This window comes from Rhizobium sp. A37_96 (assembly GCF_053521765.1).
Genome location: NZ_JBNWDS010000001.1, coordinates 976620 through 996893, shown reverse-complemented (window position 1 = coordinate 996893; position 20274 = coordinate 976620). Strand labels below are relative to the sequence as shown.

Below are 20274 nucleotides of genomic sequence, written 5' to 3'. Positions count from 1 at the left end.
CCTATGTTAGGGATCAAGTAATGCCGCCGTTCGACGGCGGAAGTTTCAGTGCTGGGGAGTTCGATGAACCCTAATTTTCGTAATTTCGCTTTGTGGGCAATCATAGCTCTGCTGCTGATTGCCCTGTTCAGCATGTTTCAGAACGCGCCGGCACAAACAGGCTCCAGGGAAATTCCGTATTCGCAGTTCCTCCGGGAAGTTGATTCCGGCCGGGTTCGTGACGTGACCGTCACGGGCAACCGCGTCGTCGGCAGCTATGTCGAAAACGGCACGCCCTTCCAGACCTATGCTCCGGTCATCGACGACAGCCTGCTTGAACGCCTGCAGACCAAGAACGTCAACATCGTCGCCCGTCCGGAATCGGACGGCTCTTCGAGCTTCCTGAGCTATCTCGGCACGCTGCTGCCGATGCTCCTGATCCTCGGCGTCTGGCTGTTCTTCATGCGCCAGATGCAGGGTGGCTCGCGCGGTGCTATGGGCTTCGGCAAGTCGAAGGCAAAGCTTCTGACGGAAGCGCATGGCCGCGTCACCTTCGATGACGTTGCAGGCGTGGACGAAGCCAAGCAGGATCTTGAGGAAATCGTTGAATTCCTGCGCGATCCGCAGAAATTCCAGCGCCTCGGCGGCCGCATTCCGCGCGGCGTTCTGCTCGTTGGTCCTCCCGGTACGGGTAAGACCCTTCTGGCGCGCGCCATCGCCGGCGAGGCCAATGTGCCATTCTTCACCATCTCCGGTTCCGACTTCGTCGAAATGTTCGTCGGCGTCGGCGCAAGCCGTGTCCGCGACATGTTCGAGCAGGCCAAGAAGAATGCGCCCTGCATCATCTTCATCGACGAAATCGACGCTGTCGGCCGCCATCGTGGCGCCGGTCTCGGCGGCGGCAACGACGAGCGCGAACAGACGCTCAACCAGCTGCTCGTCGAAATGGACGGCTTCGAGGCCAATGAGGGCATCATCCTGATCGCTGCCACCAACCGTCCGGACGTTCTCGACCCGGCATTGCTGCGTCCGGGCCGTTTCGATCGTCAGGTCGTGGTTCCGAACCCGGATATCGTCGGTCGTGAGCGCATCCTCAAGGTTCACGCCCGCAACGTGCCGCTCGCTCCGAATGTCGACCTGAAGACGCTGGCGCGCGGTACACCCGGCTTCTCCGGCGCCGACCTGATGAACCTCGTCAACGAAGCCGCCCTGATGGCTGCCCGCCGCAACAAGCGCCTGGTGACCATGCAGGAATTCGAAGACGCCAAGGACAAGATCATGATGGGCGCCGAGCGCCGCTCTTCGGCGATGACCGAGGCGGAAAAGAAGCTCACTGCCTATCACGAGGCCGGTCATGCGATCACGGCGCTCTATGTCGCCGTTGCCGACCCGCTTCACAAGGCGACCATCATTCCACGCGGCCGTGCGCTCGGCATGGTCATGCAGCTTCCCGAGGGCGACCGCTATTCGATGAGCTATAAGTGGATGGTGTCGCGCCTCTGCATCATGATGGGCGGCCGCGTCGCCGAAGAGCTGACCTTCGGCAAGGAGAACATCACCTCCGGCGCATCCTCCGACATCGAGCAGGCCACCAAGCTTGCCCGCGCGATGGTGACCCAGTGGGGCTTCTCCGACGAGCTCGGCCTTGTTGCCTATGGCGAGAACCAGCAAGAGGTCTTCCTCGGCCACTCCGTATCGCAGTCGAAGAACGTTTCGGAAGCGACCGCGCAGACGATCGACACCGAGGTACGCCGCCTGATTGACCAGGCTTATCACCAGGCCAAGGATATCCTCACCGAACAGCATGACGGGTTCGTGGCGATCGCCGAAGGCCTGCTCGAATACGAGACGCTGACCGGGGAAGAGATCAAGGCGCTTATCCGCGGCGAGAAACCCGCACGCGATCTCGGTGACGATACGCCGCCAAGCCGTGGCTCGGCCGTGCCGAAGACCGGTGCGAAGAAGGACGGCTCGCTCGGCGCCAAGGGTGACGAGCCCGAAGGCGGGTTCGAACCGCAGCCGCGCTAACCGCGCGAGACGTTCAAACATCGAGACAAAAAGGCCGGCGACCTGCGAAGGGAGCCGGCCTTTTGCTTGCGGGATGGCAGGCGTGGCGCACCGGACATCGCATGGGCAGCATACAATCGCCGTAGCCGAAGGAAGTAATACGGGCACCATATGCTGTGAATTGGAATATTGCCTATCCCCACCTGGTGCAGTTTTTTAGTGCTTATTAATGGTAACGCGTTGTAATAGGCGGTCTCGGTAATTTAAGTGCCGAGTTTTACAATCTGTGGCATGAGCCACAAGCATCGATGCTCGTAGCGTCTCCGGATTGAGAGCGGCGATCTCGATGCCGCTGCATGTTCCGCAAGGATGCAGCAACGACAGGAGTGCTTATGAAACGTCGCTATTTCGGAACGGACGGGATTCGCGGTCAATCGAATATCTATCCGATGACGCCGGATCTTGCCATGCGCGTGGGTATCGCTGCCGGCACGATCTTCCATCGAGGCAGTCACCGCCACCGCGTCGTGATCGGCAAGGACACCCGCCTTTCCGGCTATATGCTGGAAAACGCGATCGTGGCCGGCTTTACCGCCGCCGGTGTCGACGCCTTCGTTCTCGGCCCTATTCCGACGCCGGCCGTCGCCATGCTGACGCGCTCGCTGCGCGCCGATATCGGCGTCATGATCTCCGCGTCGCACAATCCCTATGAAGACAACGGCATCAAGCTTTTCGGCCCGGATGGCTACAAGCTGTCCGACGATCTGGAAATGAAGATCGAGGACATGCTCGACAGGGACATGTCCGAGCATCTTGCCAAGTCGGAAAATATCGGTCGGGCCAAGCGTGTCGACGGCGTGCACGACCGCTATATCGAACATGCCAAGCGCACATTGCCACGTGACGTCACATTGCAGGGGCTGCGGATCGCCATCGATTGCGCAAACGGCGCTGCCTACAAGGTTGCTCCGGCCGTCCTCTGGGAGCTCGGCGCGGAGGTGGTGACCATCGGCAACGAGCCGAACGGCACGAACATCAATCTCAACTGCGGTTCGACCAGCCCGGTGGCGCTGCAGAAGAAGGTCGATGAGGTGCGCGCCGATATCGGCATCGCGCTCGATGGCGACGCCGACCGCGTCATCATCGTCGACGAGACCGGCACGATCATCGACGGCGACCAGCTGATGGCGGTCATCGCGGAAAGCTGGGCCGAGAGCCAGGCGTTGCGCGGCAACGGCATCGTGGCGACGGTCATGTCCAATCTCGGCCTGGAGCGCTTCCTGGAAGATCGCGGCATGTCGCTTGCCCGCACGGCCGTCGGCGACCGCTATGTCGTCGAGCACATGCGCCAGCACAATTACAATATCGGCGGCGAGCAGTCCGGTCATATCGTCCTGTCCGACTACGGCACGACGGGCGACGGCCTTGTGGCCGCGCTGCAGATCCTTGCCGCTGTAAAGCGTACGGGCCGGCCGGTCAGCGAGGTCTGCCGCCGTTTCGAGCCGGTGCCCCAGCTTTTGCGCAATGTCCGCATTTCCGGCGGCAAGCCGCTGGAGGATATCCAGGTGCGTCAGGCGATCGCCGATGCGGAAAGCGAGCTTGCCCGCAACGGTCGCCTGGTGATCCGCCCGTCCGGCACGGAACCCCTGATCCGCGTCATGGCGGAAGGCGACGATCGCGGCCAGATCGAGCGCATCGTCGGCGGATTGATCGATGTGATCTCGAGCGTCCGTTCGGCGGCCTGAACGGCCGAGGATTGGCAGACAGTTTTTTTCATGGCCGCCTTATCGAGGTGGCCATATCGTTTCAGATTGCCCCGATGCGTTCGGCTTACTGGAACATTTCTCCGGGATAGGCGCCCCAGAGCTTGTCCTGCCTGACATAGCCTCGCGCCGAATGCTCCCTTACCGAAACGCGGCACCATGTTCCCGTGCAGGACTGCAGTGAAACGAGCACGCGTGGCTGCAGCTCCACGATCGCCCTTGCAGCCGGATTGGCATCGGCGCGCAGCATGGCATTCTTCGTCAGCCAGGGTGCGATGACGGCCGTGCGGACCCCGGAGAGCAGGGCGCTGTGCATCCAGCCGGTCACTCCGGTATCGTCGCGGACCTGCCGCCAATGGCCGTATTCGTCGATGATCTCCAAGGGAAGGCCGGGCTTCATATAGATCCATTTTGTGGCATAGATCGTCGATGGCCCCACGCGTATGCGTGCCTTCTGTGCCCTGAGCGAGACGTAGCGCGGGATCGGCAGCCCCGTTTCGCGGCCCTTGTTCCACACCGTCGCCGTGACGGGCTTTATCGGCATCGCGCCGGCCGGAACGGCGGAGTTCAGGACCATACCGACAAGCGCCAGGCAGGCCCACATTCTTCGATGGCAAGTCAAAGAGTTCCTCCTGAGTTGGCTTCCCGACCACGGCACTCTAAAGGCGCGAATCTTGCCAATTGGTTTAGATATCCGATCGTCGGCGATACCTGCGGGCCGTGTCTCCGGAAGGACCGGAGAGAGGCGAACGACCGCATCCTGTTCTCTTTATTATAAAATCACGGATGCCTAATATTCAAAACGAAGTATAGCCTCTGAATAAACAGGGTAAATATTCGTAGTTAATCAGGTTTTAACTCCTTTTCAGCATTATCGCTGCCATGTCTTTTCCATTGGCAAGCATCTGCTGTGCCACAGGCAAGAAATTTGGAGCCAAAGCCATGATGAAATCCCTGATCGGGGCACTCGCCACCTTGCTTGTCGGCACGTCGGCCTTTTCCGCCGACCTTTATACACCGGAGCCAGCACAGCCGACGCCGGAGGTGGCTGTCGCCCAGTCCAGCGGCTGGTATCTGCGCGGCGATGTCGGCTACACCTTCACGAACCTGCGCGGTGCCAACTACTTCCAGGGCTCCAACTCGAGCCTGGTCGATTTCGATCGCGCAACGCTTGACGACAACGTCACGCTCGGCGGTGGTGTCGGTTATCAGATCAACAACTACCTGCGCACGGACTTGACGTTCGACTATCTCTTCAAGTCCGATTTCAAGGGCTCGACGAAGGGCGATTGCGGCGCCTGCGGCCCGGGCTTTACCCCGACTGCGGCGACCTCGCGTGACCTTACGTCCCTGACGGCCTACAGCCTGCTGGCCAACGCCTATGTCGATCTCGGCACCTACGGCATCTTCACGCCTTATGTCGGTGGCGGTCTCGGTGGCACATACGTCAAATGGGACAAGCTGAAGAATACCTCCTGCTCGGACGCCAATCCGGACTCGTGCGATGGCACGGTTTCGCACAATGGCCGCGGCAGCTGGCGCTTCACCTATGCGCTGATGGCCGGTACGTCCATCGACCTGACTTGCAATCTCAAGGCTGACGTCGGCTATCGCTATCGTCACGTCGAGGGCGGCGACATGTTCGGCTACGCCGAGAATGGCGGCCCCGGCTATGACAAGGGCCTGAACCTGCACGAAGCCCGCATCGGTGCTCGCTACACGTTCGGCGGCTGCCAGACCGCAAGCTACATGCCGCCGGCCGATATCCCGGTCCAGCCGGTCTACAAGTAAGCGCATTTCGAACAAGCCATTGAAAAGCCGCCCGGTTTCCTCCGGGCGGCTTTTACTTTTTATCCCTCCCGTTAAGCAATTCCTCGCAGCTTTAAAGCTTCATTAACCATGAATTCCCTATGGTTAATGAAATGAGAATGGCGGCTTTCAGCAGAGAGCGCTCCTTTGAGACGTCTCGTACGGTAGGGGCAGGCCAGCCGGTTCGACGCGCGGGCGTTCGCCCGAGGATGGAAGGCGAGGGGTAATGATCCGTTTTGACGCTTTGGCGCTGGCCGCAGCGATGGCAGGCGCATCGGCGGGTGTTGCCTTGGCGGGCGATGCTCCTCCGGAAATCAAGATGCCCGAAGTCAGCGTCAAGGATGCGAAGGGGTGGTATGTGCGCGGTGATGTCGGATATGCCGTCAATGCCAGCCGCAACGATACGACATTCCGCGCCTATGATCCCGCCGGCGGCGACTACAGCTCCGGTCACTTCGATTCCGACCGCTTCGGCGGCGACTTTTCCGGCGGCCTGGGCGTCGGCTACCAGTTCAACGATCTGTTTCGCGCCGATGTCACCGGCGACTTTTTCAGCGGCGACTTCAACGGCCGCATCTCGAGCGATTCGTCTTGTTCCGGCGGAGCGGGCGGAACCGGTTGCTCCACGAAGGCGCATTCCTCCTTCAGGGCCGATAGCCTGATGGTCAACGGCTATGTCGATCTCGGCACGCTTGCCGGCTTCACGCCTTATGTCGGTGCCGGCCTCGGCGCGACGCGCGTCTCCTGGAGCAGCGTCAATGCCACAGGTTCCTGCGTGGATGGCATCTCGGGCTGCGCCGGCGCAGCTTCGGTCAGCACGCGCTATCCGGGCGAGAGCGACTGGCGCATGACCTATGCCCTGATGGCCGGCGTGGCCTACGAGGTCGCGCCGAACGTCAAGGTCGATCTTGGCTATCGTTTCTCCCACACGGCGGGCGGTGACATGTTCGGCTACTCCGCCGCCGATTCGGCTGCGGGTGCTGGCGGCACCATGGGACGCGACGGCGCGCTCTCGCGTCACGAAATCCGGATCGGCCTCCGGATCACGACCTGGTAGTTCCAACGCCTACGGCGTCGTTACGACGTAGGCGAGGCGGCGGAAGAAATCCAAAGTCCGGAAGAGATGCGCCGGTATGCGCCGCCAGGGAGAGGATTTGGCGGCGCGATAGTCGCGGCGCCAGCCGATCATGGTGTTTTTCTGCAGCCGGCTGAAACCGGCGATATTCGTGCGCGTGCTGAAGATGGACACCCGCATGTCCCAGCCCCGTTCCACGGCCACGTCCCATGGCAGCGACATGACCGCCAGCGATTGCACGATCTTTCCGGCGCCGCTGCGGGTGACGAGATAGCAGGCCGTCGAGCCCTGCGGGCCGAACAGGCTGCGGCCGACGATATCTCCCCTGCTGCTGCGGCTCACGGCGCGGAAGCCGCCCCAGCGGTGATTGACGAGCTTGACGAGGTCGGCCGTGGGCGCGGCTTCCTTTGCGGCCATGGCTCTTGCGAGGAAATCGGCATCCAGCGCGACATCGTCCTCGATAATCACGGCCATCTCGTCGCCGCTCGCCAGAAACCGGCGCAGCGCCATGAGGTGGCTGCGGTAGCAACCATATTCACCGGGCAGGATGGTTCGGCCATGTCTGCGCTGAAAGCGCTCGTGATCGACGTCGATCCATTGGTCGCGCGGAACGAGGGTGCCGTCGAGGCCGTGGATGCGTTCGAATCGAAAGCCGAACTCCTCGCCCTGCCGCCGGATTTCCGCGAGCCTTTCCGTCGCTCTATCGATATTGATCAGATAGACAGGCAAGGCCTGCGCAGGGGTGAACGGGCTTTCGGCGAGTGCGGTTAAGGACATCGAGCACACTTGTTATTTTCGTCGGCGCGACCAGCGAGCGTCCAACTTTATATGATTGTGCGGTTGCACAAAAACCAGCTTTTGGGAGACTAAATTTAGCTTAATTTGATTGCGCGTAACTTGCGTACCGTCAAATTTCTTGCACGACTTCGTGATGGAGCGCCATCCGTAATTTTTACTATTGCGCTTGCGAGCGGCTTTCAATATATCCGGCGGCGGGACACCCTTCCCCAACGAAGGGCTTTCTATCTGAGAGGATAGCATTATGACTAAGCTCGCCAAGCCGGACATCCGTCCGAACAATACCCATTTCTCTTCTGGCCCCTGCTCGAAGCGCCCCGGTTGGACGCTCGACGCTCTTTCCGACGCGGCTCTTGGCCGTTCGCACCGCGCGAAGGTCGGCAAAGCCAAGCTCAAGCAGGCCATTGATCTTACCCGCGAAATTCTGGAAGTACCGGCGGACTACCGCATCGGCATCGTTCCGGCTTCTGACACCGGCGCCGTCGAAATGGCGCTGTGGTCGCTGCTCGGCGAACGCGGCGTCGATATGGTCGCCTGGGAAAGCTTCGGCGCCGGCTGGGTAATCGACGTCGTCAAGCAGCTGAAGCTCAAGGACGTTCGCAAGCTCGAAGCCGGCTACGGCGAGCTGCCCGATCTTTCCACGATCGATTTCGATCGTGACGTGGTCTTCACCTGGAACGGCACCACGTCCGGCGTGCGCGTTCCGAACGCCGATTTCATTCCGGCCGACCGCAAGGGTCTGACGATCTGCGACGCCACCTCGGCCGCCTTCGCGCAGAACCTCGACTTTGCCAAGCTCGACGTCGTTACCTTCTCCTGGCAGAAGGTTCTGGGCGGCGAGGGTGCGCATGGCATCATCATCCTTTCGCCGCGCGCCGTCGAGCGCCTGACGACCTATCAGCCGGCCTGGCCGCTGCCGAAGATCTTCCGCATGACGAGCGGCGGCAAGCTGATCGAAGGTATCTTCACCGGCGAGACGATCAACACGCCGTCAATGCTCTGCGTCGAAGATTATATCGATGCGCTTCTCTGGGCCAAGGATCTCGGCGGCCTGAAGGCGCTGATCGGCCGTGCCGACGCCAACGCCAAGGTCATCCACGACTTCGTTGCCGCAAACGACTGGATCGCCAATCTCGCCGTCAAGGCCGAGACGGAATCCAATACCTCCGTCTGCCTGAAGATCGTCGACAAGGATGTCGTTGCTCTCGATGCCGATGGCCAGGCGAACTTCGCCAAGGGCCTGGTGGCACTCCTGGAAAAGGAAGCCGTTGCTTTCGACGTCGGCCACTACCGCGACGCACCGTCGGGCCTGCGCATATGGGCTGGTGCGACGATCGAAGCTGCCGATATGCAGAAGCTGATGCCCTGGCTCGCCTGGGCTTTCGAAACGCAGAAGGCGACGCTCTCCCAGGCTGCTGCCTGAGGCTTTGAGCGTTCACGGCTCCGCCCGGAAGGCGGAGCCCAGCATTCGGAACGTCTTTATTTTCACGCAATTCCAGACGGAAAGCCGCTTCGCACCTTTCCCGGGATTGCTCGTCTCAGCTGACCTTTTTCAGGAGGCCTCAATGGCACCTCGCGTTCTCGTATCCGACGAACTGTCGGAAACCGCCGTCCAGATCTTTCGCGATCGCGGCGTCGAAGTCGATTTCCAGCCGCAGCTTGGCAAGGACAAGGACAAGCTGTTCGAAATCATCGGCAGATATGATGGCCTTGCCATCCGCTCCGCCACCAAGGTGACGGAAAAGATCATCGAAGCGGCCAAGAACCTCAAGGTCGTCGGCCGCGCCGGCATCGGTGTCGACAATGTCGATATTCCGGCCGCCTCGCGCCGCGGTATCATCGTCATGAATACGCCGTTCGGCAACTCGATCACCACGGCCGAGCACGCCATCGCGCTGATGTTCGCCGTTGCCCGCCAGCTTCCGGCTGCCGACGCCTCGACGCAGGCCGGTAAGTGGGAAAAGTCGAAGTTCATGGGTGTCGAAATCACCGGCAAGACGCTCGGCATCATCGGCGCCGGCAATATCGGCTCCATCGTCATTGCCCGCGCCCTCGGCCTGAAGATGCACGTTCTTGCCTATGACCCGTTCCTGTCGAAGGAGCGCGCCGAGGAGATGGGCGTCACCAAGGTAGAGCTCGACGAGCTTTTCGCCCGCGCCGACTTCATCACGCTGCATGTGCCGCTGACCGACAAGACCCGCAACATCATCGACGCCACCGCGCTCGCCAAGATGAAGGAAGGTGTTCGCATCATCAATTGCGCCCGTGGCGGTCTGGTCGATGAGGCAGCTCTCGCCGCCGCCATCAAGTCCGGCCATGTCGCCGGTGCGGCCTTCGACGTGTTCGAGGTCGAGCCCGCCAAGGAAAGCCCGCTGTTCGGCCTGCCGAACGTCGTCTGCACGCCGCATCTCGGCGCCTCCACGACGGAAGCTCAGGAAAACGTTGCTCTGCAGGTCGCCGAGCAGATGGCGGACTACCTCGTCAAGGGCGCGGTTTCGAACGCCATCAACATGCCCTCGATCACCGCCGAGGAAGCGCCGATCCTGAAGCCGTTCATCAAGCTTGCCGATGTTCTCGGCGCTTTCGTCGGCCAGGTCACGGAAGATCCGATCAAGGAAATCGAGATCCTTTACGACGGCGTCACCGCGAACATGAACACGAAGGCTTTGACGAGCGCATTGCTCGCCGGCCTGATCCGCAATCAGGTTGCCGACGTCAACATGGTTTCGGCGCCGATCATGATCAAGGAAAAGGGCGTCGTGCTTGCCGAAGTCAAGCGCGACAAGACCGGCGTCTATGACGGCTACATCAAGCTGACGGTCACCACCGACAGCATGACGCGCTCGGTCGCCGGCACCGTCTTCTCGGACGGCAAGCCGCGCTTCATCCAGATCAAGGGCATCAACCTCGATGCCGATGTCGGCAACCACATGGTCTACATCGCCAACACCGACGTTCCCGGCATGATCGGCTTCATCGGCACGGCGCTCGGCTCTGCCGGCGTCAACATCGCCAACTTCCAGCTTGGCCGCGACAAGCAGGGCGGCGATGCCATCGCATTGCTCTACGTCGACGGCCCGATCAGCGACGATGTGCTTGCCAAGCTGACGGCGCATCAGGCCATTCGTCAGGCAAAGCCCCTGGTGTTCAACGTCGACTGAGCCTGCCCGCTTTCGAAGGGTGGCAGCCACGCAGTTCGCTCCTCCCAAGAGCCAATCCGGAAGCCCGGCGCGACATGAGTTGCGCCGGGCTTTCTTCATGATTGCTTGGGTTGTGGATAAGGTCGGGTCACGGACTATCGAGGCCGGGCAAACCCGCCTATCTCTTGTGTCATGGAGGCACTGCGGAAGAACATTCTCGGTGAAGGGATGGGTACGCCGATCGAATGGCTGGCCAAACCCGTTTCCGTGGCGATCGTATTGTTTGCGCGGGCCATTACCGCCGTTCGGGCGATCTGGCCCGAGAGCGGCATGCGCACCCGCCGTTGCGTCTATTTCGCTAACCATTCCAGCCATGGCGATTTCATCCTGATCTGGACTGTTCTGCCGCCACGGCTACGCCGGCGCGTCCGGCCGGTGGCCGGCGCCGACTATTGGCTGAAATCGCCGCTGAACAGCTTCATCGGCCGGGATGTCTTCAACGCCGTGCTGATCGAGCGGGATCGCGAGGCGCGCAAGGAGGATCCGGTCACGCAGATGACGCAGGCGCTCGATGCCGGCTCTTCCCTGATCCTGTTTCCGGAAGGCACCCGCAACCTGACCGAGGAGCCGCTGCAGCCCTTCAAGAGCGGGCTCTTCCATCTTGCCCAGGCCCGCCCCGATATCGACCTCGTTCCGGTCTGGATCGACAACCTCAATCGCGTCATGCCGAAGGGCGAGTTCGTGCCCATTCCGCTGATCTGCACCGTCACCTTCGGCGAGGCGCTGCATATCGGCGCAACCGAGGAGAAAGCGGATTTCCTGGCGAGGGCGGAAGCCGCCCTGCTGGCGCTTGCGCCCAAGCGGGCGGGAGAGCGCGCATGAGTGCGGCAAGCGCGGATCTGATCCATCTCGTCCTTGGCATTTTCGGCGTCCTGATCGTCGCCTCCATCATCGGCTACGTGCTGGAAAAGCGCCTGTCGCCCGACGGATCGAATGCCGCGATCGAAAACCTGAATGCGCGCATCAAGGCCTGGTGGGTGATGGTGGTGCTGATCGGCATCGCCTTCGTGGCGGGCCGCGCCGGCGTCATCCTGCTCTTTGCCTTCTGCTCCTTTGCGGCGCTCCGCGAGTTCGTGACGCTGATCAACACGAAGCGGGCTGATCACTGGGCGCTTGCCGCCGCCTTCTTTGTGGCCCTGCCGGTGCAATATTACCTGCTCTGGGCCGAGCAATACGGCATCTACTCGATTTTCATCCCCGTCTACGCCTTCCTCTTCATGCCGATCATCGCCGTGCTGCGCGGCGATACCGAGCGGTTTCTGGTGCGCATCGCCGAGGTGCAATGGGCGCTGATGATCTGCGTCTTCTGCGCCTCGCATGTGCCGGCGCTGCTGACGCTGCACATTCCCGGCTATGAGGGCCGCAACGTGCTGCTGATCGCCTTCCTGGTGATCGTCGTCCAGCTCAGCGATGTGCTGCAATATGTCTGGGGCAAGCTTTTCGGGAAAACGAAGATCGCGCCGCGGCTGTCGCCATCGAAGACGGTGGAGGGGTTTGTCGGCGGCGTCATCAGCGCGTCGCTGATCGGGGCGGCTCTGTGGTGGGTGACGCCGTTCACGCCTCTGCAGGCCGGGCTGCTGGCTTTCGTCATTACGATCATGGGCTTCTTCGGCGGCCTGGTGATGTCGGCGATCAAACGGGATCGCGGCGTCAAGGATTGGGGCCATCTCATCGAGGGGCATGGCGGGTTGATCGACCGGCTGGATTCGGTCGTCTTTTCCGCGCCGATCTTCTTTCATCTGGTGCGCTTCTGGTGGTCGGTTTGACCGGCGGCAGGCTCAAGGCTTTTGCCGGCAGCAGCATCGTGCACGTCCTGTTTGCTTTCCTGGCGATGGGCGGCTGGGCCGTTTTCGCCAATCGTCTGTATCCGATGCCGCGCCCGCTGATATCAGGCATCGTGCAAGGCGTGCTTTCGGGCTGCCTGACGCTGTTTCTGAAGTCTGTGGTCGAGGCTTTGTCGAGGCGATTCAGCGGCTTTACGGTCCTCTGGGCGCCGCCGCTGATCGCTTGCCTGGGTTCGGCAACCATTCTGATTGCCATCCATGCGCTCAGCGGCACGCCGGAGATCCTGAAGACCATTGCCGTGCCGCTGCTGGTCTCCTCCAGCTATGCGGCCATCCACAATTATTCGATATCAGGCGGGAGGCATCGAGGCATGAGCGGTGAGAACCATGACAGGTGAGGGGACAGGCGACAGGCGGCCGCTGGCCAGCCGGAACACGCGATGGGCTCAGTCTCTGGCACGGCGCATGACCGCGCTTTCGGTGACGCCGAACCGGATCTCGCAGGCAAGCATGGTCATGGCGGCACTGGCGGGGGCCTCCTTCGGGCTCTCCGGTGCCGCCGGCAGCGTCGGGACGCGCGTAACCTTGCTGATTCTTGCGGCTCTGTTCTGCCAGTTGCGCCTGCTCTGCAACCTGCTTGACGGCATGGTGGCGGTCGAGGGCGGGAAGGGCGAGGCCGACGGGCCGTTCTGGAACGAGTTTCCGGATCGGGTTGCCGATATCCTGATCTTTGCGGGTATCGGCTATGGCATCGCAATGCCGGGGCTTGGCTGGGCGGCCGGCGCCTTCGCGGTGCTGACGGCCTATGTGCGGGAACTCGGACGCGCCACCGGCAACCCCAGCGATTTCGGCGGACCGATGGCCAAGCAGCACCGCATGGCGGTCGCGACGGCTGCGGCTTTGCTCTCGATTATCGAGGCGCTATGGAACGGCGGCAGCTGGGTTTTGACGATCGCGCTCTGGATCGTCGTCTTAGGATCGGCAGTGACCGTATTGCGGCGCAGCTTCAATCTGATTCGGCATTTGAAGGCAAAGGGGTGATTCGCGATTTCGCGCACCCCTTGCATGGGATGGCAATCCTTTCTATATCCGTCCACAATTGAGGCGAGCCGCTAAAGAGCGGCCAAAAGCCCCGCATGATGGAAATTCGCCGCTTTTGCATGGCATCCGGCGGTCAGAAGCATGATCCCGAAAAGTGCGCAGCGGTTTTGGATCAGATCATGCGATATTAAATAACAAGATCGTGACGGCGTTTCGAAGAAAAGCCATCCCGTTCTCGGCAGCATCGAAGATCGTTCAAGACTGGCGGCAACGACCGTGAATACACTGGATTTTGACAAGAGGCCGGAAGATACCCGCGTCGTCGTCGCCATGTCGGGCGGCGTCGACAGCTCCGTCGTCGCCGGCATTCTGAAGCGGCAGGGCTATGACGTGCTCGGCATCACGCTGCAGCTCTATGACCATGGCGCTGCCGTTCATCGCGCCGGCTCCTGTTGCGCCGGCCAGGATATCGACGATGCGCGCCGCGTCTGCGAAACGCTCGGCATCCCGCATTACGTGCTCGACTACGAAAAGCGCTTCCGCGAGACGGTGATCAATCCCTTTGCCGAGAGCTATGTCGCCGGCGAAACGCCGATCCCCTGCGTTGCCTGCAACCAGACCGTCAAGTTCGCCGACCTTCTGTTAACGGCCAAGGAACTCGGCGCCGATGCGCTGGCGACCGGCCACTATATCCGCTCGCGCCCGAATCCATCGCCGGAACACCCGCATCGCCGCGCACTTTACCGCCCGGCGGATGCCGACCGCGACCAGAGCTATTTCCTCTTTGCCACCACGCAGGAGCAGATCGACTATCTGCGCTTTCCGCTCGGCGGCATGCCGAAGGCAGAGACACGCGCGCTTGCCGAGGAAATGGGCCTCGTCGTCGCCAAGAAGGCCGATAGCCAGGACATCTGTTTCGTGCCGCAGGGCAAATATTCCGACGTGATCGCCAAGCTGAAGCCGAATGCGGCGCTCGCCGGCGAGATCGTCCATCTCGACGGCCGCGTGCTCGGCCATCACGAAGGCATCCTGCACTACACCATCGGCCAGCGTCGCGGCATCGGCATCGCCACCGGCGAGCCGCTCTATGTCGTCTATCTCGACGCCCGCTCGCGCCGCGTCATCGTCGGCCCGAAGGAGGCGCTGGAAACGCACCGCGTCTATCTGCGCGATGTCAACTGGCTGGGCGACGAGCCGCTCTTGCAGGCGGCGTCCGGCGAAGGCTTTGCCTGCTTCGCCAAGGTCCGCTCCACCCGCGCTCCGGCGCCGGCCGTGCTGCATGCGGACGCCAGCGGCATCTATGTCGACCTGACGATCGGCGAGGCCGGCGTGGCCCCGGGCCAGGCCTGCGCGCTCTATTCCGCACCGGGCGACGACGCCCGCGTCTACGGCGGCGGCTTCATCGAGCGCTCGGAACGCGAGCCCGTGGCGGAGGCCTCGCTCAAGGCGCTGCTGGCAAGCCCGGTGGCGGCCTGAAGGCCGGATGCGCCTGCTTGAAAGAAAGCACTGATTTTTCCAAATCATCCGCTTGACACCAAGCCGAACCGCACCTTATAAGCCGCTCAACCGACGAGCTAACGCTTTCGAGCGACGGTTCGTTTGACCTTTGCGTGTGATGTTCATCATCAGACGTAGCGTGGCGGAGTAGCTCAGTAGGTCAGAGCAGAGGAATCATAATCCTTGTGTCGGGGGTTCAAATCCCTCCTCCGCTACCAAAAAATCTATAAGTAAATCAAAGACTTACCCCGATTCCTGCGGATGATTCCCAGTTTTTCCGTTGTATTGCAGCCGGACGCGACTTCCCGGAATTTTTGGTTTGCTTAAAAGGGCTTCAAGGCCCCCTTTACGTCGCTCAAAATCTAAATGGCAGCCGTCACTGGTGCTATCGGCTTGCGCACGCCACCGCGAGGTGGCGGCGATAGCCAAGGGTTGCATCTCTCTTTGAACTTAATCAAACGGAAAATCAAATGTGCGCGATCGATCATCGCCAATCCGTTTGGGGAGGTGATCGATGGCCCTTTCGATACCAAGCCACCGCCTGAAAGGCCCTTGATCGCCTTGACCAGTAGAATGCAATCCCCGATCGGCTGAAGAGCAAAAAAGGTACCGTGGGGCAAACCTGACCATAAAGCCAAAAAATAGCGCCGAAAGGAAAAGCGGCGGGCTGTACGGGCCGCAAGACAGGAACGCCAGATGAATGTCAGGTCTTCGAAGACGCAAGTCGGGTTCGGAGTGCCGCTGTCGTGAAATTCGCCCCAACCGGGAATTGGGCGTATCGTGATTACAAGCTTGGGACGCTTGGTGTAGCGTCCGAAATCAAGGGTATCGATCCCGCTGCATATCTTGCCGAGAAAGCATCACGGGAGCGAAGTTAAAGGATAACCGTCGTCAAATAAGGAGCGCATATGACCGAGACAGCAGAAAATATTGCAGAGGCAGCGAAGAGCTTGTGCGATAGGCTTGGCATTCCGGCTGATCACGGAACGGTCTTTGCCATTACCGATGAAATCATGAAGCACGTCCTGGCCGAACGGGAGAGATGCGCGACGAATGCGGAACGGGGAAGCGCAGCGCTCGGCGCAACTTATGGCGATAATTGGTCGGCCCAGACTCCGTTGGATATCGCGATAGCTATCAGGATGGCCGAATAAGCGATCGTAGCCCGATTGAGGAGCGATTCAGGAGGATGAAGGCTAAGCTTGGGCGCCGGCCCAGCGGATCCTGTCAACGAGGATCTCGAGGCGGAATACCATCGGATCATGGGGCGATGTGACCTCACTCCTCCTTCATCGGTATTTTGGCTTCTTTGACGGCATCGATAAACGCCAGACGGGCGTCCTCAGGTGTTCGCTTGCCGCTGATCACATCAGCGCATATCGACAAAGCTCGGTCCAGCGCCGTGGCTTCCTCAAGCGGCCAATCTTCGATGAGTGCCCAGCTCGCAGCTTGGGTCGTGTCGATGACAACCCATTCGTCGGGGCTCTCAAGAGCGATTGTAACCGCCTTGCTCCATTTTCTATGCGTCACGGCAGATCCTCGAATTTGTGGGTGCTCATCTTTGGGCTCGTACGCCAATTCATGTCGTCTGGCGAGGCGGTTTCGATCAGCACCAGTGTTCGGTGGAGTGTTTTACGGGAAGCCGCGCGCATATGATCTAACGCACTGGTTATCTATGCAATATCCCTAGAGAAAATCGCCGCCGCAGAGATTGTCCGCGGCAAAGAGATCGGGAAGGAGTGACATCTATCCGCCTATGCTACGGCATGGCTTCCCGGTCCTAATTCGTCCTCACAGCTCAACAACTAGAGCACCTGATTTCTAATTACATCATTAGTATTGTCGTCAGCACTTCAATGAACCCTCTGGGTGAATATGCAAATGGCGCGCTGACCACGAGACCAACAAATCCAAGCGCGATCGCCGCAACCAGGCCATGCTTATGCCAGCCCCATGCCGCACCGAATCCTACGGCGATCGCGGTTATCGCGACTGCCCAAACACACCGAAGAACGATGTTCAAAGCCTTTAGCATTCCCAGCCCCTCGGCGACGGAAGATATCCCATCATCATCAGGTGGTTACATCGCTGCAAGGTTGCAAGTATGTAACCTCGGCGCTTGCTCGCAGTTCAGCGTGTCACCGCGGAGGCCTAGCGGCCGAGCCGGGAGGGTAGCCCGGCAGCAATTGGCAGCCCGATCCGCATAACTGCTGGTCGGGCTTTTCTTCTCGAAGGGAGCGGGCTTTTCGACTTATCCCCGGCGACAAGAGCATGGCCTTCATTCGTAGTAGAATTTGCCGTGCTGCCGCTCCCAGGCTTTCCTGCCTTCGTAGTCGGCGCCAAGTTGGCCAGCCAGTAGCGAATTTTGACCTTCTTCCAATGCCTCAAGGACCTGCAGCTCTGCGAGCAACTCAGCGCGTCTGCGGTCAACAACTATTCGCCTGGCGTCGATAGCTTTCGCAATGATTTCGTTGAGTTCCATTAAGCTATATTTTGAAAAATCAGATTCAATCACGAATATACGCCTCATCTGATTGAGAACTGTCACAGCGGGTCACTGAAGTCTTTCAGCCTATTGTGGATGTATATCAGGAGAGTTACTTCATGCAAGTTTGTTATCTCTATAGAGAGCTCCAAATTTAGCAATGGTTAACCCATGTCAGTTCTGAAAGATGTACGGCATGAGAGTGGCCGGACTTTGAGCGCCAATTAACGCAATTTTAGTCGGCCGGATAGCGGGCAGAAACATGACAGGCATCCCCGTAACCTACGAAATCGGCATCACCATCAACCGCCGCTTCGAGGATATGATCCGACGATCAGACGACAAGTCCGAAGAAAGCCGGTCAAAGGTCCATCGCCGGATGGACGAAATGGTCGATCGAGTTGGCAAGGTCGAAGGCAATGTGCATCAAGTGCAGGAAGATATCGCCGAAATGAAACGGGTCACCGACGACGTGAGGCGCTGGAAGCTCATGGGGCTTGGTGCACTCGGCATGACCGGGATTGCCGGTATGGCGTTCGGGGTATCCATTGCCGACGCACTGAAGCGAATGGGGCTGCTACTCATTGGGAAATAGCGACTGCAGTCTTGCCTGGAAGGGAGTATTTGGAAACAGGAGAAGGACAGAGAGAAATAGAACGAAAAAGCCCGAACAAATCGGCGGGGCAGTTGGAGAAACAACGCCCGTGTGGAGTTCGAACGAGCCAGAGGATATTGAAGCAATTCCTCGTGCAGTGCCTAGGTGGGATCGGGCCATTTCGGTACGACACGAAAGGTCTGCCAGTAGCGGGCTATGGGGGCATGACGGCTTGCGAATGTCGGGAGGAGATGTGCGCCGATAGCGCCCTCCATGCGTCTATGGGAATGACCTGCGAAAAAAAGACCTGCGGCGATGCTGACGACCTGCGCAGATTATAATCGCCTGCAATTATGCATATGACCTGCGCATATTTGCACGACCTGCGCATTGTGATATCTCCTGTACATGGAAACTTAAAGTGGAGATAACAACGGTCGCAGGTTTAGATAGAATAATCCAGAACCACGAAAAGTCGCTGGAAGAAAGGCTGGAGCCCTCTAGGCGTTTTTAAATCGAAGATTTACGCCGTTTCCAATTTGCGGGCCGGGATTGGAAAATCTACGATTTCTTTCAATCTTGCATATATGTTTTCAAGGCAGGCCAATACTTCGGTCTTGGATGTTTGCCCACAGAGAAATCTAACCGAATCAATCATGCAAGGACAAAAGGCCGCTGTAACCATTGCAGAAGCGCTTCGCCCGCGAGTGCTCGGTCCCGCATTCGGCGTCGATCCAGATGATATTTCTTATCGGCTAAGCAGTTTGAACGACAACTTTAAAGGCGGCAAAAAAAGCTACTTTATCCCAGGTGACGGAGATTTGTTTTCTTTTCCTTCCTCACTTTACCAGCAACTTCAGCAGGCAATTGTGCTGCCAGCAACAAGAACGCCGTTAAGAATATTCTGCTCAGTCTGAAGGAAATAATTGAAGATGAGATGGGCGATAAGAACTGCTCGCAATGCCTAATTGATTGCAGCCCATTCTATGCCGGCGCGACACATTTGGCATGGTGCCGTTCGGATGCGTTGATAATTCCTGTCCGTTTAGATGAACATTCGATTGATTCATTGGATCTGACACTGAAAATGCTTCATGACCCTCAAAGCGACTTCAATACGTGGGCGATGCGCGCTGGCGGCTTATCTTCCCCAAAAGTTGCAGCCATAGTAATGACCATGGTTGGTGCTCGCAGTCCGAAAAAAGGCGTCAAAGATCTGGCATCTCGTATGTACGTGGAGCGCGCCTATAAGGTTGCCGCGGCATACCCAGATTTATTCCAGCACCAAGACCCGGCGGATGCATTTGCTATTACGGACGACTTTATGTCGGCCGGACGCATCAGTGGTGCAGAATGCATTCCCATCCCAATGTTGCAGGTAGGTAGTTTCAAAACGATCGACGGCAAGCGCCTCCAGGTGAATAAGTCGCAGGTAAAATATAAGAGGGAACTTGAGTATCTGACGGATATTCTATGAAATCGCAACCAAACCGGCCGCGCGCGCTTATGCGGCCGGTTTGCGTAGACGATTGTTGTGATACTTCCCCGACTTTCGGCGTCATTGGCATTGTTTCAATAGGCGTGCGGCCTTAAATGCTCCATCGGGCGCGGCTTCTTCATGCGAGTTAACTGGATCGTCCGCATCCTCTCAGTCGAGTGGCATGTGCGAGCAAGATCACTATCCTGTTTGTGAAATCCATGAAAACCGTTCCAGATGTATCTGGATACTTCGAATACCCAGGTGAAGCGGAAATCTGGTTGTGGCTTATATTCTTTGTTTCGAATAAACGACAATATATATCGAGAAAATATTCCGGGAAGTATAAGTGTGAACCAAATCATCATGACTTTATCGGAATTCTCGTAGAAAATACAAAATGATACCAATGAAGATGTTATAATTATTCTATAAACAAGAAGATATATTCTTGCTTTCATTCCGTGCCTTCCCGCTTGGCCCGATTCATCACCCAATGCAATCTAAGCTCTGGATCGTTCATATCGCATACGAGTTAAGAAGGGCAGATCCTATGCTCCTTGATAAGCTCCGGAGCTGCAGCAAAGACGCTGCCATTATCTCGTGCATTCTATCTTTGACCGGCTGATGGACCCATCCCTGTAGAGAAATTTTCCGTCCGATGTGCAGGAGGCGATCCCACCCTTCTTCCCAGAACACAGCGTATTTCGTGCATCGACCAATGTGGGAACCATCGCAATTGCAATAGACAGAAATAGAATTGC

Annotated in this window: 19 protein-coding genes and 1 tRNA gene; 16 read left to right on the top strand and 4 right to left on the bottom strand. The window is 59.0% G+C overall.

Annotated elements, in window-relative coordinates; genetic code table 11:
* Positions 1–63 precede the first annotated feature (63 nt).
* Together ftsH and glmM are read left to right on the top strand one after the other, a co-directional pair.
* Positions 64–2007 (top strand): ATP-dependent zinc metalloprotease FtsH, encoded by a 1944-nt coding sequence (ftsH, locus tag ACQZ6J_RS04820; RefSeq protein WP_163986583.1) that lies wholly within the window; start codon positions 64–66, stop codon positions 2005–2007.
* Between the two features lie 371 nt (positions 2008–2378).
* Positions 2379–3731: a phosphoglucosamine mutase gene (gene glmM, locus ACQZ6J_RS04815; protein ID WP_163986581.1), complete on the top strand. Its 1353-nt coding sequence runs from the start codon at positions 2379–2381 to the stop codon at positions 3729–3731.
* 85 nt (positions 3732–3816) lie between these two features.
* Here glmM and ACQZ6J_RS04810 read toward each other — a convergent pair whose 3' ends face one another.
* Positions 3817–4326 carry an SH3 domain-containing protein gene (locus ACQZ6J_RS04810; protein ID WP_449082328.1) on the bottom strand — a complete coding sequence of 170 codons (510 nt, stop codon included), beginning with the start codon at positions 4324–4326 and terminating at the stop codon, positions 3817–3819.
* A gap of 365 nt (positions 4327–4691) precedes the next feature.
* Between ACQZ6J_RS04810 and ACQZ6J_RS04805 the strand changes: the two genes are divergently transcribed.
* Both ACQZ6J_RS04805 and ACQZ6J_RS04800 read left to right on the top strand, forming a co-directional pair.
* Positions 4692–5540: an outer membrane protein gene (locus ACQZ6J_RS04805; protein ID WP_163986579.1), complete on the top strand. Its 849-nt coding sequence runs from the start codon at positions 4692–4694 to the stop codon at positions 5538–5540.
* Between the two features lie 244 nt (positions 5541–5784).
* On the top strand, positions 5785–6615 hold the full coding sequence (locus ACQZ6J_RS04800) for an outer membrane protein (RefSeq protein ID WP_449082326.1): 831 nt from the start codon (positions 5785–5787) through the stop codon (positions 6613–6615).
* A gap of 9 nt (positions 6616–6624) precedes the next feature.
* Here ACQZ6J_RS04800 and ACQZ6J_RS04795 read toward each other — a convergent pair whose 3' ends face one another.
* The gene (locus ACQZ6J_RS04795) at positions 6625–7410 is read right to left on the bottom strand and encodes a glycosyltransferase family 25 protein (RefSeq protein ID WP_163986576.1); all 786 of its coding nucleotides are present in this window, start codon (positions 7408–7410) and stop codon (positions 6625–6627) included.
* A gap of 265 nt (positions 7411–7675) precedes the next feature.
* On the opposite strand from ACQZ6J_RS04795, the gene ACQZ6J_RS04790 reads away from it, so the two are divergent.
* The 9 genes from ACQZ6J_RS04790 to ACQZ6J_RS04750 all read left to right on the top strand — a co-directional run bounded on the left by ACQZ6J_RS04790 (position 7676) and on the right by ACQZ6J_RS04750 (position 16107).
* The gene (locus tag ACQZ6J_RS04790; protein WP_449082323.1) at positions 7676–8854 is read left to right on the top strand and encodes a phosphoserine transaminase; all 1179 of its coding nucleotides are present in this window, start codon (positions 7676–7678) and stop codon (positions 8852–8854) included.
* A 142-nt stretch (positions 8855–8996) separates the two neighbouring features.
* A complete protein-coding gene (serA, locus tag ACQZ6J_RS04785) occupies positions 8997–10592 on the top strand; it encodes a phosphoglycerate dehydrogenase (RefSeq protein ID WP_163986572.1) in 1596 nt (531 codons plus the stop codon).
* A 207-nt stretch (positions 10593–10799) separates the two neighbouring features.
* Positions 10800–11453 carry a lysophospholipid acyltransferase family protein gene (locus ACQZ6J_RS04780; protein ID WP_163986570.1) on the top strand — a complete coding sequence of 218 codons (654 nt, stop codon included), beginning with the start codon at positions 10800–10802 and terminating at the stop codon, positions 11451–11453.
* Positions 11450–12397 carry a phosphatidate cytidylyltransferase gene (locus ACQZ6J_RS04775; RefSeq protein WP_449082321.1) on the top strand — a complete coding sequence of 316 codons (948 nt, stop codon included), beginning with the start codon at positions 11450–11452 and terminating at the stop codon, positions 12395–12397. Before ACQZ6J_RS04780 ends, ACQZ6J_RS04775 begins: the two co-directional genes overlap by 4 nt.
* The gene (locus ACQZ6J_RS04770; protein ID WP_449082319.1) at positions 12385–12813 is read left to right on the top strand and encodes a hypothetical protein; all 429 of its coding nucleotides are present in this window, start codon (positions 12385–12387) and stop codon (positions 12811–12813) included. Before ACQZ6J_RS04775 ends, ACQZ6J_RS04770 begins: the two co-directional genes overlap by 13 nt.
* A complete protein-coding gene (locus ACQZ6J_RS04765; RefSeq protein ID WP_163986565.1) occupies positions 12803–13456 on the top strand; it encodes a CDP-alcohol phosphatidyltransferase family protein in 654 nt (217 codons plus the stop codon). The genes ACQZ6J_RS04770 and ACQZ6J_RS04765 overlap by 11 nt, the downstream gene beginning before the upstream one ends.
* A 276-nt stretch (positions 13457–13732) precedes the next feature.
* On the top strand, positions 13733–14932 hold the full coding sequence (mnmA, locus tag ACQZ6J_RS04760) for a tRNA 2-thiouridine(34) synthase MnmA (protein ID WP_163986563.1): 1200 nt from the start codon (positions 13733–13735) through the stop codon (positions 14930–14932).
* Between the two features lie 162 nt (positions 14933–15094).
* Positions 15095–15171: transfer RNA gene (locus tag ACQZ6J_RS04755), tRNA-Met, on the top strand.
* Between the two features lie 690 nt (positions 15172–15861).
* On the top strand, positions 15862–16107 hold the full coding sequence (locus ACQZ6J_RS04750; RefSeq protein WP_449082317.1) for a hypothetical protein: 246 nt from the start codon (positions 15862–15864) through the stop codon (positions 16105–16107).
* A gap of 124 nt (positions 16108–16231) precedes the next feature.
* Here the strand turns inward: ACQZ6J_RS04750 and ACQZ6J_RS04745 are convergent, their stop codons facing one another.
* Both ACQZ6J_RS04745 and ACQZ6J_RS04740 read right to left on the bottom strand, forming a co-directional pair.
* On the bottom strand, positions 16232–16483 hold the full coding sequence (locus ACQZ6J_RS04745; protein WP_163986558.1) for a DUF982 domain-containing protein: 252 nt from the start codon (positions 16481–16483) through the stop codon (positions 16232–16234).
* A gap of 748 nt (positions 16484–17231) precedes the next feature.
* Positions 17232–17468, bottom strand: a complete 237-nt coding sequence (locus ACQZ6J_RS04740) for a hypothetical protein (RefSeq protein WP_449082315.1) — start codon at positions 17466–17468, stop codon at positions 17232–17234.
* Positions 17469–17700: 232 nt separating this feature from the next.
* Here ACQZ6J_RS04740 and ACQZ6J_RS04735 point away from each other — a divergent pair, with 232 nt between their 5' ends.
* From ACQZ6J_RS04735 to ACQZ6J_RS04725, 3 genes are all read left to right on the top strand, one after another.
* Positions 17701–18033, top strand: coding sequence for a DUF1515 family protein (locus tag ACQZ6J_RS04735; protein WP_449082313.1), 333 nt, complete (start codon positions 17701–17703; stop codon positions 18031–18033).
* A 539-nt stretch (positions 18034–18572) separates the two neighbouring features.
* On the top strand, positions 18573–18950 hold the full coding sequence (locus ACQZ6J_RS04730; RefSeq protein ID WP_449082311.1) for a ParA family protein: 378 nt from the start codon (positions 18573–18575) through the stop codon (positions 18948–18950).
* A gap of 20 nt (positions 18951–18970) precedes the next feature.
* Entirely contained in the window at positions 18971–19510 is a 540-nt protein-coding gene (locus ACQZ6J_RS04725) for a hypothetical protein (RefSeq protein WP_449082309.1), read from the top strand.
* Positions 19511–20274 lie beyond the last annotated feature (764 nt).

Coding starts and splice junctions, on each gene's coding strand:
- ftsH (WP_163986583.1), top strand. CDS start 64: ATGAACCCTAATTTTCGTAATTTCGCTTTGTGGGCAATCATAGCTCTG.
- glmM (WP_163986581.1), top strand. CDS start 2,379: ATGAAACGTCGCTATTTCGGAACGGACGGGATTCGCGGTCAATCGAAT.
- ACQZ6J_RS04810 (WP_449082328.1), bottom strand. CDS start 4,326: ATGGTCCTGAACTCCGCCGTTCCGGCCGGCGCGATGCCGATAAAGCCC.
- ACQZ6J_RS04805 (WP_163986579.1), top strand. CDS start 4,692: ATGATGAAATCCCTGATCGGGGCACTCGCCACCTTGCTTGTCGGCACG.
- ACQZ6J_RS04800 (WP_449082326.1), top strand. CDS start 5,785: ATGATCCGTTTTGACGCTTTGGCGCTGGCCGCAGCGATGGCAGGCGCA.
- ACQZ6J_RS04795 (WP_163986576.1), bottom strand. CDS start 7,410: ATGTCCTTAACCGCACTCGCCGAAAGCCCGTTCACCCCTGCGCAGGCC.
- ACQZ6J_RS04790 (WP_449082323.1), top strand. CDS start 7,676: ATGACTAAGCTCGCCAAGCCGGACATCCGTCCGAACAATACCCATTTC.
- serA (WP_163986572.1), top strand. CDS start 8,997: ATGGCACCTCGCGTTCTCGTATCCGACGAACTGTCGGAAACCGCCGTC.
- ACQZ6J_RS04780 (WP_163986570.1), top strand. CDS start 10,800: ATGGGTACGCCGATCGAATGGCTGGCCAAACCCGTTTCCGTGGCGATC.
- ACQZ6J_RS04775 (WP_449082321.1), top strand. CDS start 11,450: ATGAGTGCGGCAAGCGCGGATCTGATCCATCTCGTCCTTGGCATTTTC.
- ACQZ6J_RS04765 (WP_163986565.1), top strand. CDS start 12,803: ATGACAGGTGAGGGGACAGGCGACAGGCGGCCGCTGGCCAGCCGGAAC.
- ACQZ6J_RS04750 (WP_449082317.1), top strand. CDS start 15,862: ATGACCGAGACAGCAGAAAATATTGCAGAGGCAGCGAAGAGCTTGTGC.
- ACQZ6J_RS04735 (WP_449082313.1), top strand. CDS start 17,701: ATGACAGGCATCCCCGTAACCTACGAAATCGGCATCACCATCAACCGC.
- ACQZ6J_RS04725 (WP_449082309.1), top strand. CDS start 18,971: ATGGGCGATAAGAACTGCTCGCAATGCCTAATTGATTGCAGCCCATTC.